Source organism: Streptomyces sp. Ag82_O1-12 (genome assembly GCF_900182715.1).
Taxonomy (GTDB): Bacteria; Actinomycetota; Actinomycetes; order Streptomycetales; family Streptomycetaceae; genus Streptomyces; species Streptomyces massasporeus.
In genome coordinates this window covers 3,342,231-3,361,442 of the sequence record NZ_FXUW01000001.1, presented here as the reverse complement: position 1 = coordinate 3,361,442, position 19,212 = coordinate 3,342,231, and the positions used below count along the sequence as shown (strand labels likewise).

General features: G+C 73.8%; 13 protein-coding genes. 3 read left to right on the top strand and 10 right to left on the bottom strand.

The features are described from left to right. The first annotated feature begins 91 nt into the window (after positions 1-91). Positions 92-718: a TetR/AcrR family transcriptional regulator gene (locus tag QOL88_RS15345; RefSeq protein ID WP_097216970.1), complete on the top strand. Its 627-nt coding sequence runs from the start codon at positions 92-94 to the stop codon at positions 716-718. Positions 719-760: 42 nt separating this feature from the next. Here QOL88_RS15345 and galE read toward each other — a convergent pair whose 3' ends face one another. Together galE and QOL88_RS15335 are read right to left on the bottom strand one after the other, a co-directional pair. Beyond that, entirely contained in the window at positions 761-1,741 is a 981-nt protein-coding gene (gene galE, locus QOL88_RS15340; protein ID WP_097216969.1) for a UDP-glucose 4-epimerase GalE, read from the bottom strand. Between the two features lie 80 nt (positions 1,742-1,821). Beyond that, complete coding sequence (locus QOL88_RS15335; RefSeq protein WP_097216968.1) at positions 1,822-3,576, bottom strand: glycosyltransferase family 2 protein; 1,755 nt, start codon at positions 3,574-3,576, stop codon at positions 1,822-1,824. 157 nt (positions 3,577-3,733) lie between these two features. Between QOL88_RS15335 and QOL88_RS15330 the strand changes: the two genes are divergently transcribed. Continuing rightward, the gene (locus tag QOL88_RS15330; RefSeq protein ID WP_179879113.1) at positions 3,734-5,305 is read left to right on the top strand and encodes a glycosyltransferase family 39 protein; all 1,572 of its coding nucleotides are present in this window, start codon (positions 3,734-3,736) and stop codon (positions 5,303-5,305) included. A 12-nt stretch (positions 5,306-5,317) separates the two neighbouring features. Here the strand turns inward: QOL88_RS15330 and QOL88_RS15325 are convergent, their stop codons facing one another. Then, a complete protein-coding gene (locus QOL88_RS15325; RefSeq protein WP_097216966.1) occupies positions 5,318-5,842 on the bottom strand; it encodes a MarR family winged helix-turn-helix transcriptional regulator in 525 nt (174 codons plus the stop codon). Positions 5,843-5,936: 94 nt separating this feature from the next. Between QOL88_RS15325 and QOL88_RS15320 the strand changes: the two genes are divergently transcribed. Then, on the top strand, positions 5,937-6,350 hold the full coding sequence (locus tag QOL88_RS15320; RefSeq protein ID WP_033308229.1) for an organic hydroperoxide resistance protein: 414 nt from the start codon (positions 5,937-5,939) through the stop codon (positions 6,348-6,350). 19 nt (positions 6,351-6,369) lie between these two features. Here the strand turns inward: QOL88_RS15320 and QOL88_RS15315 are convergent, their stop codons facing one another. From QOL88_RS15315 to QOL88_RS15285, 7 genes are all read right to left on the bottom strand, one after another. Further along, the gene (locus QOL88_RS15315; protein WP_097216965.1) at positions 6,370-7,929 is read right to left on the bottom strand and encodes a hypothetical protein; all 1,560 of its coding nucleotides are present in this window, start codon (positions 7,927-7,929) and stop codon (positions 6,370-6,372) included. A 72-nt stretch (positions 7,930-8,001) separates the two neighbouring features. Then, entirely contained in the window at positions 8,002-9,840 is a 1,839-nt protein-coding gene (locus QOL88_RS15310) for an arabinofuranosyltransferase AftB family protein (protein WP_097216964.1), read from the bottom strand. After that, positions 9,837-12,077, bottom strand: coding sequence for a bifunctional glycosyltransferase/CDP-glycerol:glycerophosphate glycerophosphotransferase (locus QOL88_RS15305; RefSeq protein WP_097216963.1), 2,241 nt, complete (start codon positions 12,075-12,077; stop codon positions 9,837-9,839). The genes QOL88_RS15310 and QOL88_RS15305 overlap by 4 nt, the downstream gene beginning before the upstream one ends. A 7-nt stretch (positions 12,078-12,084) precedes the next feature. Further along, positions 12,085-14,283 carry a bifunctional glycosyltransferase/CDP-glycerol:glycerophosphate glycerophosphotransferase gene (locus tag QOL88_RS15300; protein WP_097216962.1) on the bottom strand — a complete coding sequence of 733 codons (2,199 nt, stop codon included), beginning with the start codon at positions 14,281-14,283 and terminating at the stop codon, positions 12,085-12,087. A 199-nt stretch (positions 14,284-14,482) separates the two neighbouring features. Next, positions 14,483-16,744 carry a bifunctional glycosyltransferase/CDP-glycerol:glycerophosphate glycerophosphotransferase gene (locus QOL88_RS15295; RefSeq protein WP_097216961.1) on the bottom strand — a complete coding sequence of 754 codons (2,262 nt, stop codon included), beginning with the start codon at positions 16,742-16,744 and terminating at the stop codon, positions 14,483-14,485. Between the two features lie 142 nt (positions 16,745-16,886). Next, entirely contained in the window at positions 16,887-17,747 is an 861-nt protein-coding gene (locus tag QOL88_RS15290; RefSeq protein ID WP_097216960.1) for a carbohydrate ABC transporter permease, read from the bottom strand. A gap of 115 nt (positions 17,748-17,862) precedes the next feature. Beyond that, a complete protein-coding gene (locus QOL88_RS15285; RefSeq protein WP_257027780.1) occupies positions 17,863-19,209 on the bottom strand; it encodes a carbohydrate ABC transporter permease in 1,347 nt (448 codons plus the stop codon). Positions 19,210-19,212: the final 3 nt, after the last annotated feature.

The following is a 19,212-nucleotide window of genomic DNA, read 5'->3' as shown; positions in this document are numbered from 1 at the left end:
GTCGGGACGGGGCCGTATCGTCGTAACGGGAGCGTACGTCGGGCGGACGTCGGAACGCAACCGTTCCGTCGTGACGCCCTATGCTGTCGGCATGACGACGAAGCCCGACGAGCCCCAGCAGCCCCCGCGCCGCCGGGCCCCCGCGGGGGCGGCCGTGCTGCGGGAGGACGTGACGGAAGCGATCCGGGCGGCCGTCTTCGAGGAGCTCGCGGCCGTCGGGTACGCGCGGATGTCCATCGAGGGGATCGCGCGCCGGGCGGGGGTCGGGAAGACGGCGGTGTACCGCCGCTGGCGCTCGAAGCTGCACCTGGTGCTCGACATCGTCTCGGCACTCGCCGTGCAGGGCCTGCCCGCGCCGGACACCGGCTCCCTCGAGGGCGACCTGCGGCTCCTCTACGAGGTGACGTCCCGGGCCCTGCGCCACCCCGTCGCCTCGCAGATCATCCCCGATCTCCAGGCCGAGGCGGCCCGCAACCCCGAGATCGCCGAGGCCATGCAGAAGGCCCTGCGCGAAGGGCAGGACGGCGTGGCCACCGGCATCGTGACGGCGGCGGAACGCCGCGGGGAGCTCCGCGAGGGCCTCGACCGCGACCTCGCGCTCGACCTGATCTCCGGCCCGCTGTACTGGCGCTCCGTGGTGATCCGCAACCCGAAGCTGCCGAAGGGGTACCTGGGTTCCCTGGCCCGGGCCACGGCGGAGGCGTTGCGGGCGCTCTGAGGGGCTCCGCCGTCAGGGAGAGCGGTCCGGCGGCAGGCGGGGTCAGCCCCGTCCCGCCTCCGGGTGCAGCCGCAGCCACCCTTCCCACGCGGACGCGATCATGTCCCGCACGTCGAGCCGGGCCTTCCACCCCAGCTCCGCCGCCGCGCGGTCGGCGGAGGCGACGACGCGGGCCGGGTCGCCCGGGCGGCGGGGGGTGACCGCGGGCGGACGGTCGTAGCCGGTCACCGCGTTGATGCGGTCGATCATCTCGCGCACGGAGACGCCCTCGCCCCGGCCGATGTTCAGCGTGAGGTCGCGGCCGGGGGAGGAGCGCAGGGCCCGGGCCGCCGCGACATGGGCCTCGGCCAGGTCGACCACGTGGATGTAGTCCCGCACGCAGGTGCCGTCCGGGGTCGGGTAGTCGTCGCCGAAGACGCGCGGCGACGCGTCCTGCGTGAGCTTCTCGAAGACCATGGGCACGAGGTTGAAGACACCGGCGTCCGCGAGCTCCGGAGCCGCCGCCCCCGCCACGTTGAAGTAGCGCAGGGACGCCGTCGACAGCCCCGTGGCCCGGCCCGTCGCGCGGACCAGCCACTCACCGGCCAGCTTGGTCTCGCCGTAGGGCGACATGGGCAGGCACGGCGTCTCCTCCGTGACCAGGTCCACGTCCGGCATGCCGTACACCGCCGCCGAGGAGGAGAAGACGAAGGACGCCACCTTCGCCGCCGTGACGGCGTCCAGCAGGATCCGCAGGCCCTCGACGTTCTCCCGGTAGTAGTGCAGGGGCAGTTCGACGGACTCGCCCACCTGCTTCTTCGCCGCGAGGTGGACGACGCCGGTGACCTCGTGGTCCGCGAGGGTACGGGCGACGCGCTCGGCGTCCAGGGTCGAGCCCACCACCAGCTCCACCCCGTCGGGCACGCGCTCGGCGATCCCGGTGGACAGGTCGTCGTACACCACCGCCTGTTCGCCCGCCGCGGTCATCGCCCGTACGACGTGCGCGCCGATGTAGCCGGCGCCGCCGGTGATCAACCAGGTCATGTGCGGCCGTCCCCTCGTCAGTTCGCCCGTGGTGGTGGTGCTGTGCGCCGGTCCGTCGTGGTCGTCGTCCTCGCGTGCTCTCAGTGAAGCAGGCGGCGCAGTCGTGCGCGTACGACCGACAGCACCCCGCGTACGCCCGGGGCCACCCGCAGCGCCAGCGCGCCGGAGTGGGTGGTGTACGGCTGTACGAGTACCACGCAGTGCCGGGCGCTCGGGACGGCGCGGCGGCGCAGCAGACCGGCGCCCGTGAGGGCGTGCGCCGTGACGTCGCGGCTCGCGCCGTCACGGAAGCGGATACGAAGGCGCAGATCCCAGGTCCCGACGCCGGACGCGGCCAGCGCGAGGAGATCGACGGCAGTCTCGGCCGACCAGGGGCCGGAGGAGTCGGCGGATCCGCCATGACCGGCTGGATCTCCATGACCGGCTGAACCACCGGCACCGGCTGAACCGGCGGTTTCGTCGGCTCCGGGCCTCCCCCCGCACGGCGCGAGCGGCAGGCTCGCGCCGCGGACCACCACGTCCCCGTCGTCCCGGTGCCGCCACTCCACGTCCACCGTCTCCGGCCCCGCCTGCGCCACCCGCCCGTACAGCTCGTGCAGGCGCAGCCGCAACCGGGTGCCCCGCGCGCCCGGCCGCAGTTCCGCGTCGACGGCGAGGGGCAGCGCCCGCACCGGCCGGGCCCGCAACGGCTCCAGGGAGACCTGCGGGACGGCGTCCGACCATACGGGCGTGCCGTCCGCGGCGCGGGCGTACGGCGGGTACAGGCGGGCCGGGCGGGCCGCGAGCTCCCGCAGCCGGGGGAGATCGCGGGGCTCCGGGGAGGCCAGGACGACCCGCCCGATCAGGCGGCCGGGAGCGGCCGGGTTGCGCGCCCAGTCGTCGGCGTCGTACTCCGCGAGATGCGCCCGCGTGAGCTCCCACCACGCGCGCCGGTAGGCGGCGTCGCGCAACCCCAGTTCGCGCACGTACATCCGCAGATCGTGGTCGAGGAACTTGGCGCGCGCCGTCCGCGCGAGTTCCTTCTGCCCGGCGCCCAGCAGCACCTCGTACGCCTGGCGGCACGCCTCCGTCCGGGCCCGCCAGTTCTCGACGCCGGACCGGTCCAGGGAGATCGACAGCCGCGTCTGCGACCGGCGTACGTGCCAGACGTACACCCGGTCCGGGATCAGGGCGATGCGCGGCGCCGCGGCCAGGAGGCGCGCGGTGAAGACGACGTCCTCGTACGGGAAGCGGCCCTCGGGGAAGCGGATGCCGTGCGCGCGCAGGAAGGCGGTGCGGTAGAGCTTGTTGACGCAGAGCGTGTCGTGGACCAGGCGCGTTCGCTGCGCGGGGCGCGGCACCACGGCGTGCAGCGCGTAGAGGCGCGGCTGCCAGGGGACTTCGCGCCCCGACGGCAGTTCCCGGCGTACGCACAGACCGCCCGCGACCTCGGCGTGCGCGCCCTCGGCCGCCGCCAGCAGCGCGTCGACCGCGCCGGGCGGCAGGACGTCGTCGCTGTCCAGGAACATCACGTACGGCGAGGTCACCGCGTCGAGCCCGGTGTTGCGCGGGGTGCCGCAGCCGCCGCTGTTGGCGCGGCGGCGGATCACCTTCAGGCGTGACTCCGAGGCGGACAGCCGTTCCAGCAGGCCGACGCTGCCGTCCCTCGAGCAGTCGTCGACGGCCACCACCTCGCGCACGGCCGGCCCCTGGGCGAGCGCCGAGCGCACGGCGTCCGTCACGTGCGCGGCGTCGTCGTAACCGATCACCACGACGGCGACCTCGGCGGGCGGCCTCTCGCCCTGCCCGTCGGCCTGCCCCTCGGTATCCCTGGCGGTCTCACTCTCGGCATTCATCACGGCGGATCGTAAGCCGGGCGAATGACATGAAAGTGCTAACACACCATCAAACCCCTGTGTAGCACCTTATTCGGCACAGAATCGGGCCGTGAAGAGCGGACAGTCGAGGGGGAGCGGCCGTTTCGGCACGCGGGTGTCGCCCGTGGCGGTGCCCATGGCGGTGATGCTCACGCTCGGGCTGTGGGGGCTGGACCGCGGCGGGATGTGGGGCGACGAGAGTGTCACCTTCCAGGTCGCGCAGCGCACGGCCCCGCAGATCTGGCGGCTGCTGCACGACGTGGACGCCGTGCACGGCCTGTACTACCTGTTCATGCACGCCGTCCTGACGGTCCACCCGAGCGAGGTCGTGCTGCGCCTGCCGTCGGTGTGCGCGGCGACGGCGACCGCCGGCCTGGTCGCGGCCCTGGGCGTCCGGCTGGCCGGGCCCCGGGTCGGCCTCGGGGCCGGTGTCCTCTACGCGATCACGCCGATGACCGGCCACTACGCCCAGGAGGGGCGGTCGTACGCGCTCGTCGCGGCGGGGGTGGCGGGGGCGACGCTGCTGCTCCTGCGGGCCGTGGACGCGGGGGGTGCCCGGGCCTGGTGGCCGTACGGGACGGTCGTCGCCCTGACCTGTGTGCTGCACGAGCTGGCGGTGCCGGTGCTGGGCGCGCACGCGGTGACGCTGGCCCTGCTGCGGGTGCCGAGGAGGGTGTGGTCCGGCTGGGGGCGTGCGGCGGGCGCTGCGGCACTGCTCGTACTGCCGCTGGTGTGGGTGTCGCAGGGGCAGGCCGGGCAGGTGGCGTGGCTCGTGCCGCCGGGGTGGGACCGGGTCGGGAGGCTGGCCCGGAACTTCGCTCCCGGCTCGGCGGGACCGGTGTTCTGGGGGGCGGTGCTGCTGATGGCCGTGGGGCTCCGGGAGCGGCGCACGGCCGCGGTCGCGCTGCCGCTGCTGCTGGTGCCGCCGGGGATCCTGATGACCGTGTCGCAGGTCCGGCCGCTCTACCACGACCGATATGTGCTCTACGCGCTGGCGGGCGCGTCCCTGCTGGTCGCGGCCGGGGCGGGGCGGGTCGCCCGGGCGCTGGGGCGGGTGCGGTTCGACGGGCGGCGGATGCGGGTCGGTGGCAGGCGGGTGCGGGCCCTGCTGGGCGTCACCGGCGTGCTCGCCCTCATCGTCACCTTCCTGAACCAGCTCCCGGTGCACCGCCAGGACCGTTCCGCCGCCCACCGCCCGGACAACCTCGCCGTGGTGTCCGCGCTCGCCGTCCGCCAGATGCGCCCCGGCGACCCGGTGCTGTTCGTGCCGTCGGTCGGCAGGCTCGCCGCGCTGGCCTACCCGAAGGGGTTCCAGCGAGCCCGGGACATCGCGCTGCGGGAGTCCGCGCCCCGCTCCGGGACGCTGTGGGGGCTGGAGGCGAACCCCGGGGAGCTGCGGCGGCGGCTCGCCTCGGTGGACCGCGTCTGGGTCGTCGCCGAGGCGCACGCGCTGGACCCGCACCGGCCCCCGTCCGACCCGGTGGAGCGGACCAAGCTCGCCGTCCTGAGCGAGGAGTTCCGCGTCCGTGAGGAGCACGTCCGGCGGGAACGCGTCCGCGACGACGTGCTCCTGCGCCTCTACGTCCGGCGCGGGCCCGGAGACACCCCGGCCGGGGAAGAGCCGCCTCGCCGGCCGGCCGACGGCCTGCCGCCCGGCGTGTCCGCCGGCACCCCCGCCCTCGGCGCCAGGCCCCGCCCGGTGCCGTAGCGCCCGCTGCCGCTACGGCCGCTCGGCGGCGGCGGTGGACGGGCCGCCGGGTGGCTCCGCGAGTGCCGCGGCCGCGTCCAGCGCGGTGGTGAGTTCGTCGAGGCGGGCGCGCAACGCGCGGACCTCCTCGGGGCCGAAGCCGGTCGAGGACGCGATCCGGCGCGGCACCTGAAGCGCCCGCCCGCGCAGCGCGACGCCTTCCTCGGTCAGCCGCACCTCCACCGACCGCTCGTCGCGGGCGCTGCGCTCGCGGCGTACCAGACCGGCCGCCTCCAGCCGCTTGAGCAGCGGCGACAGCGTGCCCGAGTCGAGACGCAGGTGCTCGCCGAGCTTCTTCACGGGCAGCTCGTCGTGCTCCCACAGCACCAGCATCACCAGGTACTGCGGATAGGTGAGCCCGAGGTCCTTGAGGATCCCGCGGTAGACGCCGTTGAAGGCGCGGGAGGCCGCGTGCAGGGAGAAGCAGATCTGCTGGTCCAGGCGGAGCCAGTCGTCGTCGGGCGTGTTCATGCGTCCAGGATAGCTCGTGCCCGTCATTCAATTGCGCACAACTGAATTGTGTGCTCTAATTCTGGGTGTCAGGCGGCCCGGAACGGACCGTCGAACGTTGACGTGAGAGGGAAGGTTTTCCATGGACGCGCTCTACACCGCTGTCGCCACCGCCACCCACGGCCGCGACGGCCGCGCCGTCAGCTCCGACGGCGTGCTGGACCTCGCCCTGGGCGTGCCCCAGGCGATGGGCGGCAACGGCCAGGGCACCAACCCCGAGCAGCTCTTCGCCGCCGGCTACGCCGCCTGCTTCGGCAGCGCCCTCGGCCTGGTCGGCCGTGCGGCCAAGGTCGACGTCAGCGACGCCGCCGTGACCGCCGAGGTCTCCATAGGCAAGCAGGGCGAGGGCTTCGGGCTCGCCGTCACCCTCCGCGTGGAGCTCCCCGACAGCGTGGACGAGGCGACCGGCCGCAAGCTCGTCGAGCAGGCCCACCAGGTCTGCCCGTACTCCAACGCCACCCGCGGCAACATCGAGGTCGACCTCGTCATCGAGTAGCCCCGAGAGCCGACGAGGCTCACCCCCCGACCCGCGCCAGCACCTCCCCCGTCCGTCCGCTCCACGCCACCACCACGGCCTCCTCGGGCACCGGGTGCCAGCGCGTCAGCAGCAGCCAGCGCACGTGGTAGCGGCGGACGACGGCGGACCGCTCGGCGCGGGTCGAGTCCGGGGCGAGATAGGCCCGGACGTCCGCCGCCCGGCGCTCCCGCCGCCGCTCGTCCAGGGCGGGGTCGGGCCAGATGGGCGCGGCGAGGTTCGGCCCGTACCCGGCGATCGCGTGACTGGCGAGGTATCCGTCGGTGATCACCACCTCGCCGGGCCCGATGTGCCGCGCGGCCCAGTCGTACGACGGCCAGCGCGTCGGCTGGGCGAACCCCACCGGGTCGACCGAGCGCGGCACGACCGCCCCGGCGTGCACGGTGACGAACCCGACGCACACCCCGGCCGCCGCCGCCCCGCCCAGCACCCGCCGGGCCCGTCGCCAGGGCCGGGGCGCCGCCAGCTCCACCGCCAGGGCGAACTGCGGCGGCACCAGCACGGCCCACAGGGCCCGGGCGTACGTGTAATGCCCGCTCGTCCAGCCGTACGCCACGAGCAGGCACTCCAGCAGGAACATCCACACCAGCGGATCACGCGCCGACCTGCGGGCCCGCGCCCAGAGCGCGGGCAGGCCGAGCAGGGCCAGCCAGGAGTTGGCGAGCATCCTCTCGTACAGCTGCCGGTGCATCGCGTCCATGCCGGTGTCGTTCACCAGCGTCAGGACGTCGTAGTACGGCCAGCTCAGGGCCACCGCCGCGCAGGCCGCCCCGGCGAGCGCCCAACGCGCCGCCACCGGCCGGCGCCAGCCGCGCTGCCGGGACGCCACGATCGCCAGCGCCCCGGTGAGCGCCGAGGCCGCCGTGACGGGGTGGGTGAGCAGGATCAGCCCGTACAGCACGCCGATCCCGGCGTACCCCCACCAGCCGCCGAGCCCGCTCGGGCCGACGAACCGCACGGCGGGGGCGTCGTCCCGGGCGCGCGTGCCCGTCCAGGCCCACGCCCAGAACGTCAGCCCGATGGCGAGCGCGGACGGGTAGCCCAGGTTCGTCGTCATCGACATCAGCCCGAGGTAGCCGCTCCACAGGATCCGCGCGGTGCCCCACAGCAGCGTCATGAACAGCAGGGCCCACACCGGCGCCCAGGGGCGCGGGGTGAGGGTCCTGACGAACCGGCCGAGCCCCGCCAGCAGCACCAGCAGATGCACCGGCCCGGCGAGCTTCACGACCTCCCAGCCGGTCAGCCCCGTCAGCCGCGCCAGCATGCCCTGGGCGACGGCGTACGGGCCGTAGTACGGGCTGCCCTCGCCCGGCAGGTCCGCCATGGAGTGGGCCGGGTGGAGCAGGTCGGCCTTGAGCCGCTCGATGACCGCCGCGTGCTGCCCGGCGTCGCAGCACAGCGGGACCCGCCAGTAGGCCAGCGTCATCACCAGCCAGAACAGGGCGCCGTAGAACTGGTACGGGGTGAGCCTGCCGACACGGCCGCCGCGCAGTGCCGTCGCGCCGCGCACGGCCCGCCGGACCAGGACCGGGGCGCTCACAGGAGGGTGGAAGGGGTCTGGGGCATGCGGCGAATGTTCCCGCCCCTACGCATGCCCTGACCCCGGATCACTTCATCGGGTGAGGCCGCTACCGCCACCTGCCGGTCGGTCGCACAGCGCCTGCTGCGCCGCCGCCGGCCAGCGCGCGAACCGGAACCGCGTCCGCTCGGCCGCCCCGGTGAGGTTCCGCCAGAACCGCTCCGCGGTGAGCGGGGCGCGCACCGACTCCCTCAGCTCGGCGAGCTCGCCGCAGCCCAGTGCGGCCCGGGCCGCCTCGACCGTCTCCCGCGAGGCACCGGCGCGCAGCAGGTCGCGCTGCGGCGGGTGCTTCGCCGCCCACTCGGCGAAGACCCAGTAGTTGCGCAGGAACTTCTCGTGCCCCGGCCAGCTCCACCGCTCCAGCGCCAGATGCGCGCCGATCGGGCTGGCCAGCCCCCAGGCGTCGTTGACGTAGACGTCCAGCGGCGCCGCCGCCCCCGTCACTCCGAGGTGACGCCCCACGATCACCACCCGGTACGGGGAGTCCGCCCGCATCGGCGCCGCGTGCAGCCGCCGCTCGGCGTCGAAGTAGAGCAGCGTCGGCCCGGGCGCGCGCTCGGCCCGGGCCAGCATGGCGCGCCCCTCCGGAAGGGCGGGCCAATTGGCCACCCAGGTGCCGGTGCGCACCGGGTTGTGGTCGCCGAGGCCCTCCACGTCGGAGCTGCGCACGTTGAACGAACCGGGCGTGCTGCGCACGTCGAACGGCGCCCGCAGCGGACTGACCGCCGCGCACAGCCACACCACCAGCAGCGCACCCGCCACACCCGTGACCCGGGTCGCGGGCACGACCAGAACCGGCAGGAGCAGCAGCAGAAGCGCCGGCAGGATCATGCGGGCGTGCATGTAGTCGCCACCGACGCGCACGACGTACCCGGCCAGCAGCAGACCGGCCGCGAGCGGCGCCAGCAGCACCGCGAGCGAAGCCCGCCCCGGGACGCGGTCCCGCTGCTCCCGGCGGGTGCGCCGCACCAGCAGCACGGCCAGCGCCGCGAGCACCGGCACGACCGGCCACAGCCAGTACGGCCCGAGCGTCTCCTGCACGTACCCGGCGCCCCGGCTCCAGTCGCTGGCGCTCGCCTCCTTGGCGATGGCGGGCAGCGGCACCAGGATCCCGTAGTACCCGGCCCGGAACACCTCGTACGCCAGCGGCACCGCTCCCGCCGAGGCGAGCATCGCCGCCGTGCCCCGCCGGGAGGGACGCAGCACCCACCACTGGGCCGCCAGGAAGCACGCCGTGACCACCGCCAGGTCGGGCCGGACCAGCGGGCCCAGCCCGAACACCAAGGCGGCCGTGCGGGTCTGCCCGCCCGCCTGGCCGCGCCGGGTCCGGGTCAGCAGCCACCACGACAGGCCGGTCCAGAAGGCGCCGAGACCGCTCTCCAGACCCGACGTCATGTACGACCAGAACGGCGGCACCGCCAGCAACACCAACACACCGGCAGGCAGCAGCAGCCCGGCGCCCCGGTGCAGCCGGCACGTGGCGAGCAGGGCGAACGCGAACCCGGCGGTGCTCAGCAGCAGGCCCAGTCCGACCGCGAGGAACGCCGGATCCTCGCCGGTGACCCAGGTGGTGAGCGCGAGCAGCCACTGCCACAGGGTGCCGGTCGAACTCTCCGCCCTTTCCCCGACGTTGAACACGGGCCCGTTGCCCGCCAGGATCTGCCGGACCGGGCGCAGGTAGATGAGCCCGTCGTCGCAGATCCAGCGGCGCCGGTAGCCCAGCACGAACAGGGCCGCGGTGGGCACGGCGACCAGGGCGGCGTGCCACCGGTGCACCGGCGGCGGCGACTCGGCGACCGCCGGCGGCCGGGCCGTGGCGGCCCGCTGACCGGGCAGGGAGGGGACGGCCTCGGGGGTTGCGGGAGTTCTCATCTCTCGATCAGCGCCTCGGAACGGGTGCGGGCGCCCTCGGTCCTGCGGGCCGCGGGCAGCAGCGCCCCGCCCCGCTCGCCCAGCATCAGCAGCCGGACGACCCGCTCGGCGGCCCGCCCGTCCTCGAACTCGCAGTACCGTTCCCGGAAGACCGCCCGCAGCCGCGCCGCCTCGGCGTCCTGCCAGGTGCCGGACGCGAACAGCCAGGCCAGCTCCCGGTACGAGCGCGACACATGACCCGGCGCGTCGGCCGTGATGTCGAAGTAGGCGCCCCGGCTCGCCGCGAACGCCCCCCAGTCGTCGGCGTGGACGACGATCGGCCGGTCCAGCAGGGCGTAGTCGAACATCAGGGCGGAGTAGTCGGTGACCAGCACGTCGGAGGCGAGCATCACGTCCTCGACGTGCGGCTCGTCGGTCGCGTCCACCAGCACGCCCCGCCGGTGCAGGTCGGACAGGCCGAGACCCCGCGCGACGCCCCCCGCCAGCGACGGGTGCAGACGGACGACCAGCGTGTGCCCGGGGCCCAGGTCCGCGGCGAACCGGGCCAGGTCGAACCGGTCGACGTGGCCGCCCCGCCGGTAGTCGCGCCGGGTCGGCGCGTACAGCACGACCGTGTGGCCGGCGGGGACGCCGAGCCGCTCGCGCACCTCCCGGCCCCGCTCCGGACCGGCGCCGACCAGCACGTCGTTGCGCGGGCTGCCGGTCCGCAGCGAGGTGAAGTGGCACGGGTACGCCCGCTCCCACGCCCGTTCCGCGTGCCGCCCCGCGACCAGGCTGTAGTCCCAGCGGTCGGCGCGGCGCAGCATCTGCGGCACGTCGAACCCGTGCCGGGCCCCCGGCTTGGTCAGCAGGTCGGCGCCCATGTACTTCAGCGGGGTGCCCTGGTGGGTGTGGATGTGGACGCTGCCCGGCCGCTTGGCCAGGGTGCCGGGCCAGTTGACGTTGTTCACCCAGTACGTGGCCCGCGCCATGACCTCGTGGTAGCGCCGCGAGCCCGGCGTCACATGGTCGACGCCGGGCGGCAGCGCGTCCACCGCGTCCTCCCGGACCACCCACACGCCCCGGATGTGCGGGGCGAGCTCGCGCGCCTTGTCGTGGATCGCGGCCGGATCACCGCTCACCCCCCGATGGTGGGTCGCCGAGTAGACGGCGAGGTGCGGATCGAGGGGGCGCTTCGACTGGGCCGCGTACCAGCCGCGCAAAGCCTTCTCCGACGCCCTCTTCGTGACTCGCCGCTGCCCGCCCAGGGTGGCGGCGCGCAGGTCCCGTAGCCCGCGCGCCGCCGCGTACGACGCGTAGGGCGCCGAGGCGAGCAGCCGCATCTCGACGCCGCGCCAGCCGTCCGGCAGCGGGAAGCCGCCCTCGGGGAGGTGACGGCGGTGGAAGGAGCGGATCTCACGGTAGAAGTCGCCCCGGTCGGCGGGCCGGACCCGGTCCTCGCGGGCCAGCACGAACAGCATGTGGTCCAGCGCCCGCTCCAGCAGCAGCGGCCGCGCCCAGTCGAGATCGGGGCGCTGCTCCAGGAACGTGAACAGCCCCTCGTACTGCGCGAAGATGTCGAAGTGCCGGCGCCCGGGCGTCTTGGTGATCGCGCCCTGCCTGCGCTGCCGGTACTCCACGCCGATCCGGTCCAGGCAGGCGATGCGGTCGGCCAGCACCATCGAGCGGTAGGTGACCGGCGCGTCCTCGTACAGCCCCGGCGCGTACCGCAGGTCGTGCTCCTGGAGGAACGACCGCCGGTAGGCCTTGTTCCAGGCGACCAGGAACAGCTTCAGATACTGCGGGCTCTCCCGGATGCCGAACGTCTCCAGGCCCGCCGCGGCCAGCAGGTCCGCCGCCTCGCTGCGCCCGCCGCGGCCCCACCAGTGGGTGCGCACATGGTCGAAGACCAGGATGTCCGGGTCGCCGGTCGCCGAAAGGCGCGCGGCGACGGCGGCCAGCAGGCCCGGCGTGTAGTGGTCGTCGCTGTCCAGGAACAGGACGTAGTCGCCGGCCGCCCGCGCGAGTCCGGCGTTGCGGGCCCGGCCGAGGCCCACGTTCTCCGGCAGGTGCAGCACCCGCACCCGGTCGTCGCGGGCGGCGTACTCGTCGAGGATCGCGCCGCTGCCGTCGGGCGAGCGGTCGTCCACGGCGATCACCTCGAAGTCGCCGTGGGACTGGCCGAGCACCGAGTCGAGACACTCGCGCAGGAAACCCTGCACCTTGTAGACGGGGACGATGATGCTGAAGCGGGGCACTTCTTCGTCAGCTCCTTACGAGGGTGGCGGCGGGGGCCGGGACGCGTTCCGCGAGCGGGATCACGGGCGGGATCGACTCGGGCGGCTCCCCGAGCAGCACCCGGCGCACGACGCGCTCGGCGGCCCGCCCGTCGTCGAACTGGCAGAAGCGCTCCCGGAACGCGGCCCGCAGGGACGTGGCGGTCTCGTCCGCGTAGGAGCCGTCACGGAAGACGGCCGCCAGCTCCTCGGGCGTGCGGGCGACCCGGCCCGGCGGGAGCTCCATGAGGTCGAAGTAGACGCCCCGGGTCTCCCGGTAGACGTCCCAGTCGTCGGCGTAGGCGACGATCGGCCGGTCGAGGTTGGCGTAGTCGAACATGATCGACGAGTAGTCCGTGATCAGCGCGTCGGCGGCCAGGCAGACGTCCTCCGACGAGCGGTGCCCGGTGACGTCGATGATCCGCCCGCCGCCCCTGCCGGGCCCCTGGTCGTAGAAGTAGTGGGCGCGCAGCAGCACCACGTAGTCGTCGCCGATCGCCTCGCAGAACTCCGCCAGGTCCAGGCCCGTCTCGAAGCCGGTGGCGTAGTCGCGGTGCGTGGGTGCGTAGAGCAGGGCCTTCTTGCCGTCGGGGACGCCCAGTGCCTTGCGGACGCGGGCGACGTCCTCGGCGGACGCCGTGCAGTAGACGTCGTTGCGCGGATAGCCGTACTCGAGCGTCTCGTGCGTGCTGGGGAACGCCCGCTCCCACATCTCGGTGGAGTGCCGGTTGGAGGTCAGGTTGTAGTCCCAGCGGTCCACCCGGGCCAGCAGCTTGGCGAAGCTGCCGGTCGCCGCGGCCACCACGGGGTACGTCGCCTGGTCGGCGCCCATCGTCTTCAGCGGGGTGCCGTGCTGGGTCTGGAGGTGCACGCTGCCGGGGCGCTTGACCACGGCGTCCGCGAAGTTGGCGTTGTTGACCAGGTACTTCGCACGGGCCAGCACCTGCCAGTACTTCCGGCTGCCGATCACCGCGTGCTCCACGCCCGGCGGCACGCTGCCCACCGCCTCCGGCTCCACCAGGAAGACCGAGCGCAGCTGCGGGGCGAGCAGGCGGGCCTTGGCGTGGATCGCGGCCGGGTTGCAGGCGTAGCCGCGGCCCCAGTACGCGCAGTACACGACGAGGTTCCGGTCGAGCGGGAGGCGCAGGGCGGCCGCGTAGCGCAGCCGGGTGCGCAGTCCCCGCGGGCGGGGGAGCAGCGCGGCGGCCCGCGACGCCGTCCGGTGGGCGGCGCGCAGGGTTCGGAACGCCGTGTACGACCCCGAGGCCAGCAGCCGGTGCTGGACGCCGACGCTGCCGCCGGGCGCCCGGTATCCGGTGGGGCGGTGCCGCCGGTAGAGCGCGCTCGCCCGCCGGAAGAAGGCGCGGCGTTCGGACGTCAGCCGCCGCGGGTGGGCGGCCGTCTTCAGCACGGCGGCGAAGAGCTGCTCGAACAGCGGCTTCAGCCGGTCCGCCGGCAGGTCCTGTTCCGCGGCCCGCGTCAGCACCAGCTCGGTCTGGTCCAGCAGCTCGGCGTGGTGCTCGCCGGGCAGGCCCAGCCGGTTGCCCTGCCTGCGCAGCAGGTGCCGGACGACGACCGCGCGCAGGGCCGCGACCCGCTCCGCCCGCAGGGCGACCAGTCCGCCGAAGCCGACGTCGGTGAAGTGGCCGCCGGGGAAGGCGAGATCCCGCTCGGTGAGAAACGCCCGGCGGTAGACCGCGCTCCACGCCGGGAGCGCCACGCCCGTGAGCTGCGGGGCCCGGCCGGGGGAGAAGGCCCCCTTCGGTGTCCGCGCGAGCAGGGGCGCCGCCGGGTTGGTCGGCTCGCCCTCCCACCAGGGGGTGCGCTCGTGCTCGAAGTACAGGACGTCGACGTCGCCCACCGCGCTCATCCGCGCGTCCAGGGCCGCCAACGCCCCCGGAACCAGCACGTCGTCGCCGTCGAGGAACAGTACATGGCCGCCGACCGCCGCCTTCAGCCCGGTGTTGCGCGCCCCGGCCAGACCGGCCGACGGCGGCGAGTGCACCGGCGTCACCCGGGAGTCCCGCTCGGCGTACCCGGCGACGACGTCCGCCGCCGGTGCGTCGGGTGCGTCGCACACCGGGATCAGCTCGAAGTCGCCGAACGACTGGGCGAGGACGGAGTCCAGCGCCTGGGACAGCCGACCCGCGACCCCATGGGACGGGACGACGATGCTGAAGCGGGGCATTCTGCTCTTTCTGTCGAGGGCGGTCGTCGCAAGGTGGTGTTGGCGGGCCGTCTCACACGGAGCGCGGTCCGTCCGGCACGCCGGTTCCCACGGCGCGCGGGCGTCCCGGCCGCCCGGACGGGCGGCAGGAGGGCGGCCGGGAGGGTGTCGGCCGCGACGGGCTGGAGGGCATGCGGACTCCCCGGGGTGAGAACCGTGGTCAGAGGCTGTCGGTGACGGCGTGCGGGGAGGCCGGCAGCGGCACCGTGGTGAGCGGCTCGCGCGTCAGCGACGCCGCTGCCGACGGAACGGGGCGGCGCTCGCCGAGCGGCACGAGGGGCGGCAGCTCCGACTCCCCGAGGACGACCCGGCGCACGACCCGCTCGGCGGCCCGGCCGTCGTCGTAGGCGCAGAACCGCTCGCGGAACGCCGTCCGCAACTGGGCCGAGCGGGAACCGCGCCAGTGGCCGGTGGCGAAGATGTCGATCAGCTCGTCCTCCCCGCGAGCGATCGCGCCCGGCGGGAAATCGCGCAGGTCGAAGTAGGTGCCGCGGGCCGCGTCGTACGCCTCCCAGTCGTCGGCGTGGACCACGATCGGCCGGTCCAGGTTGGCGTAGTCGAACATCAGCGACGAGTAGTCCGTGACCAGGGCGTCCGACGCCAGGCAGAGCGACTCCACGCTGGGGTGCCCGGAGACGTCTACGACCCGGCCGCAGGTGCTGGTCAGCGGGCCGTCGTAGACGGGGTGGGCGCGGGCCAGGACGACGAAGCGCGGGCCGAGGCGGCGCACGATCCGCTGGAGGTCGAGGGTGTGGCGCTGGGAGCGGCGGTAGTCGCGGTGGGTCGGCGCGTACAGGATCGCCACCGCGCCCCGCGGGATGCCGAGCGAGGCCCGCAACCGGGCCACGTCCGCCGGGGTCGCCGTCCGGAAGACGTCGTTGCGGGGGTAGCCGTACTCCAGCGTGGTGTAGCGGCCGGGGTGGACGCGCTCGTGGGTCAGTGTGGTGTGGCGGTTGGCCGACAGCACGTAGTCCCACCGGTCGACGTCCTTCAGCAGCCGCGCGAAGTCCCGGCCGCGGGCCGCCGCGGGGCGCTCCTGGAGGTCGAGGCCGAGGTGGCCGAGCGGGGTGCCGTGCCCGGTCTGGATCAGGACCTGGCCCCGGCGCTTGGCCAGGCGGTCGTCGAAGCCGGTGTTGCTGACCAGGTAGCGGGAGCGGGCGAGGGCCGTCCAGTAGGCGGCCGTCCCGGGGACGAGGCGGCGCGGGCCGGGCGGGATCGTGTGGTGGTGCTCGCGGCGGGCGATCCACGCCGTGCGGATGTGCGGCGCGAGGTCGCGGAACGCCGCCTCCAGCGCGCCGGGGTTGCAGCCGTGGCCACGGCCGTCGTAGGCGGCGAAGGCGGCGCGGTCGGCGCGCAGCGGCAGGCAGCGCTGGACGCGGTAGTGGGTCCTGAGGGCGGCCGACCGCAGGCCCCGCAGCAGCCTCCCGCCGGTCCGGGCGGCGGCGCGGTGCAGGGCCGAGGCCAGCTGCAGGGTGCGGTAGGTGCGGTGCAGGCCGAAGCGGATCAGGACGTGGTGGATCCGGCAGCGCAGGGGGACGGGCACGCCGGGGGTGCGGTAACGGCGGTAGTGGGCGCGGGCCCGGCGCAGGAAGTCGGCGCGCGAGCCCCGCGGCAGCCGGTCCCGCCGGGAGTACACGATCGCCAGATGGTGCACCATGCGGCGGAACAACACCGGCCGCCACTGGGCCAGTCCGGGGCGCTCGTCGACGAACGCGAAGACCCGCTCGTACTGCTCGAAGACGTCGAAGTGCCGCTCGCTGGTGGTGCGCAGGATGCTGCCCTGCCGCCGCTGTCGGTAGTGCACGCAGACCCGGTCGAGGGTCGCGATCGAGTCGGCGGTCATCAGCACCGGGTACGTCCACGGCGTGTCCTCGTAGACGCCGGGCGGGAAGGCGAACCCCTCCCGCTCGACGAACTCCCGCCGGTAGGCCTTGTTCCAGGCGACCATCAGCAGCCGCAGCAGCCCCGGCCGGTCCTCCAGCCGGAACGGCGCCGGGCCCTGCTCGGTCAGCTGCAGGGCCGCCTGGTTGCGGATCGCCTCACCCGTCCAGTACGTGCGCGCGTAGTCGAACACCAGCACGTCCGGCTCGCCGGTCTCCTTCAGCCGGTCGGCGATCGAGCGCAGCGCGTCGGGCGTCAGGGTGTCGTCGCTGTCGAGGAACAGCAGATAGTCGCCGCTCGCGTGCGCCACGCCGGCGTTTCTCGCGCGGCCCAGGCCGACGTTCTCCGGCAGATGGACGGGGCGGACGCGCGGGTCGCGGGCGGCGAACTCGTCGATGATCGCGCCGCACGCGTCCGGCGAGCAGTCGTCGACGACGATCAGTTCCAGATCGGGACAGGACTGGGAGAGCACCGATTCGAGGCACTCGTGCAGGTACGCCTGAACCTGGTACGCGGGGACAATGACACTGAACCTGGGCAAGAGGCCATCCATCGGTCGGCGCGGGCGTTCGGCCCGGGAACGGCCGGTAGGCCGACTTGGTTACGGTGGCTACGGCATCCGGGGGAACGCGGAAGGGGCGGACCGCCCCCGGCCCGCCCCTCCAACCGCCTTGCTGTAGACGCTATTTGACCGCGCCCGCCATGACGCCGGACACGAACTGCCGCTGGAACGCGAAGAAGACGGCCAGCGGGACCACCATCGAGATGAACGCGCCGGGTGCCAGCACGTCGATGTTGTTGCCGAACTGCCGTACCTGCGTCTGGAGTGCGACCGTGATCGGCTGACTCCCGGAGTCCGAGAAGATCAGCGCGACGAGCAGGTCGTTCCACACCCACAGGAACTGGAAGATGCCGAGGGCCGCGATCGCCGGGGCGCCGAGCGGCATCACGACACGGAAGAACAGGCGCAGTTCACCCGCCCCGTCCAGGCGCGCCGCCTCCAGCAGCTCGCGCGGGATCTCCGCGAAGAAGTTCCGCAGCAGGAACACCGCGAACGGCAGTCCGAAACCGACGTGGAAGAGCACCACGCCGAGCACCGAGCCGAAGACGCCGATCTTGCCGAAGAGTTCGGCGATCGGGATCAGCGCCACCTGCACGGGCACGACCAACAGGCCGACCACGCCCAGGAACCACCAGTCCCGGCCCGGGAACTCCATCCAGGCGAAGGCGTAGCCGGCCAGCGAGCCGATGATCACCACCAGCAGGGTCGCCGGGACCGTGATCCACACCGTGTTCAGCAGGCTGCTGGTGATGTCCTCGTTCTCCAGCAGCTTCCGGTAGCTGTCGAAGGTGATCTGGGAGGGCTCGGTGAACACGTTCCACCAGCCGCTCGCCGCGATGTCCTCCGGCGCGCGGAGGCTGGACAGCAGCAGCCCGATCGTCGGCACCAGCCAGAACAGTCCGACGACGATGAGGAACACCCGCAGCAGCCCGCCGCTGACCCCCTCGGCGAGCCGCGAACCCAGCGACTGTTTGGCCTTCACCGCCGCACCTCCCGCCTGAGCCTGCGTACGTTGCTGCGCCTTCCCGGGGACGCGAACATCAGGGGCTTGAGCCCCGGGCCCCCGGGCCCCCGGCCGGGGGAAGGCCGGGCCGCCTTCATCGCCTGACCTCCCGTCGCAGCCGACGCACGTTGAACCACATCACCGGGATCACGAGCAGCAGCAGGAACACCGAGATGGCGCTGGCGACGCCCGGCTGGTCCTCGGAGAAGCCCTTGCGGTACAGCTCCAGGGCGAGGACGTTCGCGTCGTCCTGGGAGGAGCCCGGAGCGATGATGAAGACCAGGTCGAAGATCTTCAGCACGTTGATCATCAGGGTGACGGCGACGACCGCGAGGACCGGCGCCAGCATCGGCACCGTGATGCGTCTGAACACCTGCCACTCGCTCGCGCCGTCGACCCGGGCCGCCTCCATCAGCTCCCGGGGCACGCTCGCGAGCCCGGCCGCGATCAGCACCATCGCGAAGCCGGCCCACATCCAGATGTACGAGCCGATGATGGCCGGGGTGACCAGGGACGGGCCGAGCCAGTCCAGGCCGTTGTACGGTTCCTTGAAGTTGCTTGCCGGGAGCCGGAGTCGGGCCCCGTCGGCCGCGGCGGGCAGCGTGAAGGTGCCGTCGTCGGCGGCCGTCGCCGACGCCACCACCTTCCCGTCCTTCACGGCCTCGACCTTCATCCCGGCATAGCCGAGTTCGGCCGGGTCGACGCTGTTGAGCTTGCCGACGCCCTTGCCGCGGGTGAAGTCCTGCCAGGTCGTGCCCGTGACCTTGTCCGGCTCGGGCTTGGGCGCCACCGCGGCCTTCGCCCCGTCGGGCATCAGATCGGGCGCCACACCCACCAGCGGCAGCGAGACCACCTCGCCCGTGCGGACGGGCGAGGTGGTGATGAACGCGCCCCCGCCGGCCGGTTTCAGCGGCGATTCCCGGCCCGGGTGGGCCTTCGGGAACGCCGACGCCTGGGAGAACGTGTCGTGCACGCCCACCCACACCGCGTTCGCGATGCCCTTGTCCGGGTCCTGGTCGTACACCAGGCGGAAGATGATGCCCGCCGCCAGCATCGAGATCGCCATCGGCATGAAGACGACCAGTTTGAACGCCGTACCCCAACGCACCCGTTCGGTCAGCACCGCGAAGATCAGGCCGAGCGCCGTCGCGATCGTCGGCGCGAACACCACCCAGATGATGTTGTTCTTCAGCGCGGTGCGGATGCCCTCGTCGGTGAAGAGGGCCTTGTAGTTGTCGATTCCGGCGAAGCCGTCACCGGACTGGTCGTAGAAACTGCGCACGACCGAGTACCCGATCGGGTACACCACGAGCGCGCCGAGCAGGACGAACGCGGGTAGCAGGAACAGCGCCGCGACGGTCCTGCGGGTGCCGGTCACACTCTTGCGCGACTTGGGAGCGGCAGGGGGCTTGTGGCCCCCTGCCGCCGAAACCGACGTCATGAC

Bases quoted from the DNA above. Each gene is read 5' to 3' on its own strand.
- QOL88_RS15345 (WP_097216970.1), top strand. From the start codon at position 92: ATGACGACGAAGCCCGACGAGCCCCAGCAGCCCCCGCGCCGCCGGGCC.
- galE (WP_097216969.1), bottom strand. From the start codon at position 1,741: ATGACCTGGTTGATCACCGGCGGCGCCGGCTACATCGGCGCGCACGTC.
- QOL88_RS15335 (WP_097216968.1), bottom strand. From the start codon at position 3,576: ATGAATGCCGAGAGTGAGACCGCCAGGGATACCGAGGGGCAGGCCGAC.
- QOL88_RS15330 (WP_179879113.1), top strand. From the start codon at position 3,734: ATGGCGGTGATGCTCACGCTCGGGCTGTGGGGGCTGGACCGCGGCGGG.
- QOL88_RS15325 (WP_097216966.1), bottom strand. From the start codon at position 5,842: ATGACGGGCACGAGCTATCCTGGACGCATGAACACGCCCGACGACGAC.
- QOL88_RS15320 (WP_033308229.1), top strand. From the start codon at position 5,937: ATGGACGCGCTCTACACCGCTGTCGCCACCGCCACCCACGGCCGCGAC.
- QOL88_RS15310 (WP_097216964.1), bottom strand. From the start codon at position 9,840: ATGAGAACTCCCGCAACCCCCGAGGCCGTCCCCTCCCTGCCCGGTCAG.
- QOL88_RS15300 (WP_097216962.1), bottom strand. From the start codon at position 14,283: ATGCCCCGCTTCAGCATCGTCGTCCCGTCCCATGGGGTCGCGGGTCGG.
- QOL88_RS15285 (WP_257027780.1), bottom strand. From the start codon at position 19,209: ATGACGTCGGTTTCGGCGGCAGGGGGCCACAAGCCCCCTGCCGCTCCC.